The organism is Cytobacillus sp. FSL K6-0129 (genome assembly GCF_038007625.1).
Taxonomy (GTDB): domain Bacteria; phylum Bacillota; class Bacilli; order Bacillales; family Cytobacillaceae; genus Cytobacillus; species Cytobacillus kochii.
Genome location: NZ_JBBOXM010000006.1, coordinates 1 through 6,778 on the forward strand (window position 1 = coordinate 1; position 6,778 = coordinate 6,778).

The following is a 6,778-nucleotide window of genomic DNA, read 5'->3' on the forward strand; positions in this document are numbered from 1 at the left end:
TTTCTTTTCGTTCTCTATGGCCGAACAATATACAGTGATAAAAACGTTGATAGAGCAAGATTTCTCGGTTTGAAAGAATGTATAAATTGATGTATAAATCTGACCGATTTTTCAATATTGAAATGGGATGAGTAAAGCCTTGCCTATTTTCAGAAAAAAAGCTTACGTTATTTGCAATTACAAAGCAGGGTTCTTCTTTCTTTTTGAAAACGAAGAAAAAGTAAGGAGTTCTGCTATATTACTTAGAAATAGTATGGAGGTATAAAATATGAGCTTAAGTAAGTTTTGTGCTGTTGCTACTTTTATCTTGATGGTTGTAGATGGAATGTTTCCTACAGCGCTTGCGAATGTTGGTTTGTTTGTGTTGAGTATGGATCCTTCTACTTGGTTTTTAATTATCTTAGTTGTCTGTTTAGGGGGGATTATAGCTTATCAATATGATATTATCCAAAAGTTGAAATAGAAATAAGGAGGGGGGACTTCTCCTTTCTAGATATATTAGAAACATCTCGTCTCAAAACGTTTTAAACGCTTGGGGGAGTAAGTCTGATCAATTTGAAATTTACTGTGAACAATATGTTTTAACCAGAAGTGGATTATCCACTTCTGGATAATCCAGGAGTGGATGTATTTTGTTAAATTAGTTATTGGGTTTATAGGTTAACTTTAAATTATAAATAGACGTGTGGGTGAGAAAATGAAAAGGCCATTGATAAATAGGGCGCGTTGTAAAAAATGTGAAGTGATTATTCAATCGAGAACAAGCCATGATTTAAGGCATTGTAAATGTGGCGCGATTTTTATAGATGGTGGCCAAGATTATCAGCGTTATGGTTGGGGGTTAAATTATACACCTGGTGAAAATGAAAATTTAGATGATATTATTGATTTTAGTTTTTCGGTGTATGATAATAATGATTAATTATAAGTCTGTCGCTAATCCTTGAGCGACGAATAAAAAAGGAGCCGTTCTTCCTAATGACGGGTAATAAGAAGGGATCGCAAACCTCGCCTGCGATTAATAAAATCGGGGCTTGTAAATAGAAATCATAAAAAGTGGTAGAAGTTTATTCCCAAAACTTCCACCACTTTTTTTCATGTTTATTTTTTTCTTCAGTCATAGCAATTTGTTTTTTTGTTTCCTGTAATTCTTGAATGGCAGTCATTAATTGTTGGTCTCGATCTTCTAGTTTTTGAAGAAGTTTTTCGTTGAACTCTTCTTGCTTTTTCATAAATTGAATTAATGGATTTTCTTCTTCTTGTAGCGACATATCGGTACTCGATATGTTCAAATTAGAGCGATATAAACTCGCTATATAATCAACGGATTCATTCAATGTTTTATCTTCTTTTTTGAGTTTGATTAAGTACTCCAAATACTTTATATCTTCTTCGCTATATTGTCTCCAATTGTTTTCATCTTTTTTGTATTTGTATCCTTTATCTTCAAGCATTTGAGAATATTTTCTTACTGTTACAGGTTCTATAGAAAGATGTTTTGCTACTTGTTTACTTGTATAAACTGAAGAATCATTTTTCATATTTTTCACCTCGCTATAAGGTTCGCTATGAATTGTAGAAAGCCTTTTTTATTTTTGTATCGACGTAATTTTATCGATTCGCTAAGTTCTAAGTTGAGTGTAACAGAAAATGATTCAAAGAGAGTATTAGAAGGTGTTCTATCTGAGGAGTTTCTGAAACTATCAAAACAAGAGTTATACAAAAATTAGAATGTGCTTTGGAAATGGATATGAGTTGGGGTAATGGCCGTTTTTATTCTTAAGAACGATTTGTTATTAAAATTATTTTTTGAAAATATATTAAGATTCTATGGAATTTGAAAATTGATTGAAATTGATATATTAATAGAAAAAAATAGCCCTTTAGAGGGCTATTTTTTTCTATTTTTCTAATTCCAAACTTTTAGGACCACCAGTATCATTATGTATAATCGTAACTTTCTTACCTTTTTGTTTTTTATAACTTGAATCAGTATATAATGTTATTTCGTGTTTAGTTTGAAAGACAGTACCTGCCATTCTCATAGATCTTTTATCTTTAAAATAAGCAGTTTTTATATTGTCACTTATAATGACAGTTGCAAATGCAGAAAGGGGTGCAGTATATGGCATTGGAATAGCAAGTAGTGCACCTATTGAAGCAATTGCACCTTTAGTTGTTGTATCATTATTTTTTGTACTTCTTTTGACAGTATCTACATAAATCCAATCTGAAGCGGCCTCGGCTTTATTTGTGACTAATTGAAGTTGGTTGTCATTCTTTGTTAAATTAATTGGTGTTAGAGACAAAGAGCTAATCATTATTAATGATGCAGCACCTGTGAGGATAGATTTTTTCTTTAGTAGATTCATAATGTTTCTCCCTCCATATTAATCTTAGTTCAATATGAAATGTTATACTATTATGTTTAAAAAAGGAAGTGTTTTATGGAAATTTAATTCCAGAAAATTATTTACGTAAAATATATGAATCATTTATTGTTATATTAAGGAGTTGAGAGATTTAATGGATAAATTATATAAAATCAATCAAGTAGTATTAGTAATTTTATTTATTTCTATGATTATGGCACTTAATAACTCTACTTTATTAGTAAATACATTAGGTATAATCGGAATAATTCTTTCTTTGTTGCAATGTTATATGTATATTAAAATTCAAAAAAGTAATAAACCAAATTAGTAAGTTAAAAAAGAAAACCCTATCTCTTTACAAGGTGGGCGTTTTCTTTTTTTATTTATCAAAAGATAATTTTGCTTTTTTGATTAAGACGGATTAATTAGGGCGTCTGTCAACGTATCGCAACTCGTAGAAGTTCACGACCGAAGGGAGATGAAATTCTAGAAAGGAGAATAAGAGTTGATAGACTCACTCCGCCAAGACCCTCTTGGCAGTTCCAACAACTCGTTGTTGGGCGCTCCGGAGGGCGGGGGGAAGCCCCCTCAATATTGAGGGGGTTGGGGGAGTTTTAGAAGGGGATTGTTAAGGGAAGTTTTTCCCTTAACCCGTTGGAGACAGGTCATTTTAGCCGACTTTGGAGGCAAGGTTTTAGCCTCGCAGAGCACACACTTTACTAATGTAAAGTATAGTGTGTTATACTTTATGTACTAAAGTCTTTAAAACCTAGCGGGGTGGATAATCCATTGAGTTACGTCGTAGCCAGAATGCAGAAAATGAAATCTCAAAATCTTGGAGGGATCCAAAAGCATAATCAAAGAGAATTTGAGAATCATAGTAATCCAGATATTGATGCGACAAAGTCGCATCTTAATTATGATTTAGTGAATCCTTCAAATGTTGATTATAGAGAAAATGTAATGAATATCATCGAATCACAGAAAACTGCGACCAGGGCGATTCGTAAAGATGCGGTTCTTGTAAATGAATGGATTGTTACGAGTGACAATCTATTTTTCAAAGATAAGTCATTGGAAGAGACAGAAGCTTTCTTTAAAGCAGCGACTGAATTTTTTCAGGAGCGTTATGGAAATCAAAATGTGGCTTATGCTCAAGTTCATTTAGACGAAACGACACCACATATGCATTTAGGTATAGTACCGATGAGGGATGGTAAGCTTCAAGCAAAGAATGTTTTTAATCGTAAAGAATTGTTGGCCATTCAAGATGAACTACCATCATTTTTAGAAAAAAAGGGATTTGAGTTGCAACGGGGGGAATCCAATGCTGAACGTAAACATATGAGCGTTCAAGAATTTAAGGATATGCATGCGAGGGTTGCAGAAATGGCCCAAATTGAAGAGGAGAAAGAAAACCGTATTAAAAGTCTAGAAAAAGAAGAATTAGCCTTAAAAAGGCAACTGAGTACTTCTAAGGAGTATTTGGAAAAGGAAAATGATCCTCCAAAGTATTTTGAAGAGAAACAAACAGTAAAATACAAGGGTAAACTGTTAGAGGTTTATGTGGTTCCTGTAGTAGAAATGGACAAGATAAATACGTTACATCGTACATCAAGCGTAATATTAGCTGATAATGAGCGTTTGAGAGCTGAAAATAAGCAATTAAAAGAGCGTGTGAGTGTTTTAGAGAAGGCGCAGGAGCAAATGGCTAAAATATTTCAGTTGGCTCAAAAACATGCTTCAAAATATGCAAAGGGTGTTTTTGAGCGAGCCATTACTTATGCTAAGAGATTTTATGAAGATGATCCATCTGTTGAAAAAGAGAAAGAAAAGACATTGGAACACGTTCATGAATCTTCAGAAGGTATTCAAGATTATTCTGATTGGAAAGAGAGAAAGAGGAAATTTGAGAGAAGTCGTTCATTAGAAAGATAATAAGTATAATATACTTTTAAAAGTATATTATACTTATTACTTAAATGTTATGATATGTTATTTTTGTTAACAAAATTTTGTTTTGTTTTTTATATAGAATTGTTGACATGAATAGATTAGTTTGACAATATTATAGGTGTACATTACAGTTTGTTACCTCGGACAAGGTAACAGGTATTTTTTTCACATGGCTCTTTGGACGGAGTCAAATCATTTTTAACATAACTGCATGATTATGATACTTAATGTAGAGTGTGTTATTTAAAATTTATTGTCTGTTTTCAATAGCACATTCAAAAAAACATCTGACTGGACATCAGATGTTTTTTGTTTTGTTTGTTTATTTTTAGTTAACTTGGTTAGAATGGCTTTTATTACGAAATAAAAGTCATATTATCGGGTATATGAATAAATATATTAGTAAACGTTAAAAGAAATATTTCACTGCTAATAGCTAGCTTCTCGGGACGAAGACGAGTAAATTTCTACCTTTGCTTTTGGACAGGAGCTTAGTAGAAATGCCATAGTAGTGAAATACTCTTTGGGTTAAAAGATGCTCATTAAGGCCTCGGCAATTCTTTCTGCTAGTGGAATTCCTCGGACAAGGAAGTCCATAAAGCGAATTGTTTGGGCTTTAATTTGCGTTTTACGTAGTTCTTGTTGCTCTCGAAGTCTCTCGACTCGAGTTGTACATTTACAGTTGCAACTGCAAGTATTTCTTTTCACATGACTCACCTCCTTTGCGTTGCAAAGATGGTGAGAAACTATTGCTTGCTAACTCGCCTATGAAGATTATACCAAATTTACATTTTATTATGAATGTAGATTGTTTAATAACTATTAAACAATTAGAAAAAGTCCTCTCATTTTATGAGAGGACTTTTTCTTGTTTTTTCTTATCTTGATAATAAGGGTAACTATTTCCGCATGGAAATCGGTGCCCTTATTATGGCTTTTCCCTTGTGGCTGTAAGGATAAATAAAAAAAAGACTTGCTCATTCGTACCTAGTGATTTATCATTTTAATTGACTAGAAAAAAATAATAAAATCCATTAGAAGGGAGCAAGTCCTTAAAGGGTATTGGTGTACCCTTTTTTACACTTAATTCAGTTAGGACTAATATAACAAGAATGTTAGATAAAAATCAAGATGAAATTGTTGGCAAATACCAACCTAAGAAGAAACAAAATCTAAAAATATATAATTTTATGGGAAAAAATTTAAGTGAGAGTGGTCGAGAATTGTTCCAATTGTGTAGTACCTTTAATCAATTTATTACTACTCAAGATAAGCTAAATAAAAAATTAGTGAAATCGAATACTTGTAAAAATCGCTTTTGTCCGATTTGTTCTTGGCGAAAAGCTAGAAAAGATGCTATGAAAATATCGGTGATGATGGAAGCAATTAAGGTAGATGAAAACAAAGATTTTTTATTTTTGACTTTGACTACTCCAAATATTAAAGCTGATTCTGTAAAAACAGAGATTGATAGATTTAATAAAGCTTTTAATAAATTGTTTAAGAGAAGAAATATTGAACGTTCGATTAAGGGTTATATCAGAAAATTAGAAATGACCTATGATAAAGAGCGTTTTATCACGAAAGAAATGTATAAGAGAAAACAGGCTTATTATGAAAAACGAAATCTTAAAATTGGAGATAATAATCCGACTTATGATACATATAATCCTCATTTTCATGTGTTGCTGTGTGTAAATAAATCTTATTTTACGGATAAAAGATATTATATATCTCAACAATCTTGGTTGGAAATGTGGCGAGATGTAACGGATCTATCAGAAATAACTCAAGTCAGTATTCAAAAAGTGAATTTAATTCGGGGGGGAAATGCGGTTGCGGAAATCGCAAAGTATTCTGCGAAGGATTATGAAATGGCTGTTAGTGAAGACGTGTTTGATGTTTTTTATTCTGGTTTAAAAGGTAGACAATTAATTGTTTATGGTGGCTTATTGAAAGAGTATGCACAAAAATATGCTGCGGGTGAATTGGACAAGCATATGAGTGAAGATCAAAATGAATATTTTTATAAATTAATAGCTACATGGAATGCGGATCTTCTGAAATTTAACCAAGAATATAAAGAGTTAAATAAAGAAGAGTTGAAAGAGTACAATGGAAAGTTAATTGATGAAATAGAAGTCGACGATTAAGGCTATTTTTAACCACTTCTGGATTATCCAGAAGTGGTTGTGTTTTTATATAAGTCTTTTTTTACTGTCACACATCAAAAAAACTTCTAAATATCTTTTTGTGTTTGTCCTTTTTCTTTATCAAACTGCAAGTACCCTCGTGTAAGCCTTTTTTCTAATCCGATATTTTAAAAATGAAAAATTGGTTATGTTGAGTTGATAAATAAATATACACTCTCCATACATTCTAGTAGACATAACATCACTTATTATTGGTAGTTACGAAGCAGTCAGAAGCCTTGTGCTTACTGGCTT

At 32.1% G+C, this 6,778-nt stretch carries 7 protein-coding genes; 4 read left to right on the top strand and 3 right to left on the bottom strand.

The window, feature by feature from the left end; genetic code table 11:
- Positions 1 to 268: 268 nt before the first annotated feature.
- Together MHI57_RS24835 and MHI57_RS24840 are read left to right on the top strand one after the other, a co-directional pair.
- Entirely contained in the window at positions 269 to 463 is a 195-nt protein-coding gene (locus MHI57_RS24835) for a hypothetical protein (protein ID WP_340978928.1), read from the top strand.
- Between the two features lie 234 nt (positions 464 to 697).
- The gene (locus MHI57_RS24840; protein WP_340978929.1) at positions 698 to 922 is read left to right on the top strand and encodes a DUF7695 domain-containing protein; all 225 of its coding nucleotides are present in this window, start codon (positions 698 to 700) and stop codon (positions 920 to 922) included.
- 145 nt (positions 923 to 1,067) lie between these two features.
- Here the strand turns inward: MHI57_RS24840 and MHI57_RS24845 are convergent, their stop codons facing one another.
- Positions 1,068 to 1,541 (bottom strand): DUF3967 domain-containing protein, encoded by a 474-nt coding sequence (locus MHI57_RS24845; protein ID WP_340978931.1) that lies wholly within the window; start codon positions 1,539 to 1,541, stop codon positions 1,068 to 1,070.
- Positions 1,542 to 1,901: 360 nt separating this feature from the next.
- Positions 1,902 to 2,372, bottom strand: coding sequence for a hypothetical protein (locus MHI57_RS24850; RefSeq protein ID WP_340978932.1), 471 nt, complete (start codon positions 2,370 to 2,372; stop codon positions 1,902 to 1,904).
- Between the two features lie 792 nt (positions 2,373 to 3,164).
- Here MHI57_RS24850 and mobV point away from each other — a divergent pair.
- Positions 3,165 to 4,313 (top strand): MobV family relaxase, encoded by a 1,149-nt coding sequence (mobV, locus tag MHI57_RS24855; protein ID WP_340978933.1) that lies wholly within the window; start codon positions 3,165 to 3,167, stop codon positions 4,311 to 4,313.
- 546 nt (positions 4,314 to 4,859) lie between these two features.
- Here the strand turns inward: mobV and MHI57_RS24860 are convergent.
- Complete coding sequence (locus MHI57_RS24860) at positions 4,860 to 5,039, bottom strand: hypothetical protein (RefSeq protein WP_340978934.1); 180 nt, start codon at positions 5,037 to 5,039, stop codon at positions 4,860 to 4,862.
- Positions 5,040 to 5,443: 404 nt separating this feature from the next.
- Here MHI57_RS24860 and MHI57_RS24865 point away from each other — a divergent pair, with 404 nt between their 5' ends.
- Positions 5,444 to 6,484, top strand: a complete 1,041-nt coding sequence (locus MHI57_RS24865) for a protein rep (protein WP_340978935.1) — start codon at positions 5,444 to 5,446, stop codon at positions 6,482 to 6,484.
- The last annotated feature ends 294 nt before the right edge of the window (positions 6,485 to 6,778 follow it).

What these genes read in the sequence shown, in the direction of transcription:
- MHI57_RS24835 (WP_340978928.1), top strand. Translation starts at nt 269, where the DNA reads ATGAGCTTAAGTAAGTTTTGTGCTGTTGCTACTTTTATCTTGATGGTT.
- MHI57_RS24840 (WP_340978929.1), top strand. Translation starts at nt 698, where the DNA reads ATGAAAAGGCCATTGATAAATAGGGCGCGTTGTAAAAAATGTGAAGTG.
- MHI57_RS24845 (WP_340978931.1), bottom strand. Translation starts at nt 1,541, where the DNA reads ATGAAAAATGATTCTTCAGTTTATACAAGTAAACAAGTAGCAAAACAT.
- MHI57_RS24850 (WP_340978932.1), bottom strand. Translation starts at nt 2,372, where the DNA reads ATGAATCTACTAAAGAAAAAATCTATCCTCACAGGTGCTGCATCATTA.
- MHI57_RS24865 (WP_340978935.1), top strand. Translation starts at nt 5,444, where the DNA reads ATGTTAGATAAAAATCAAGATGAAATTGTTGGCAAATACCAACCTAAG.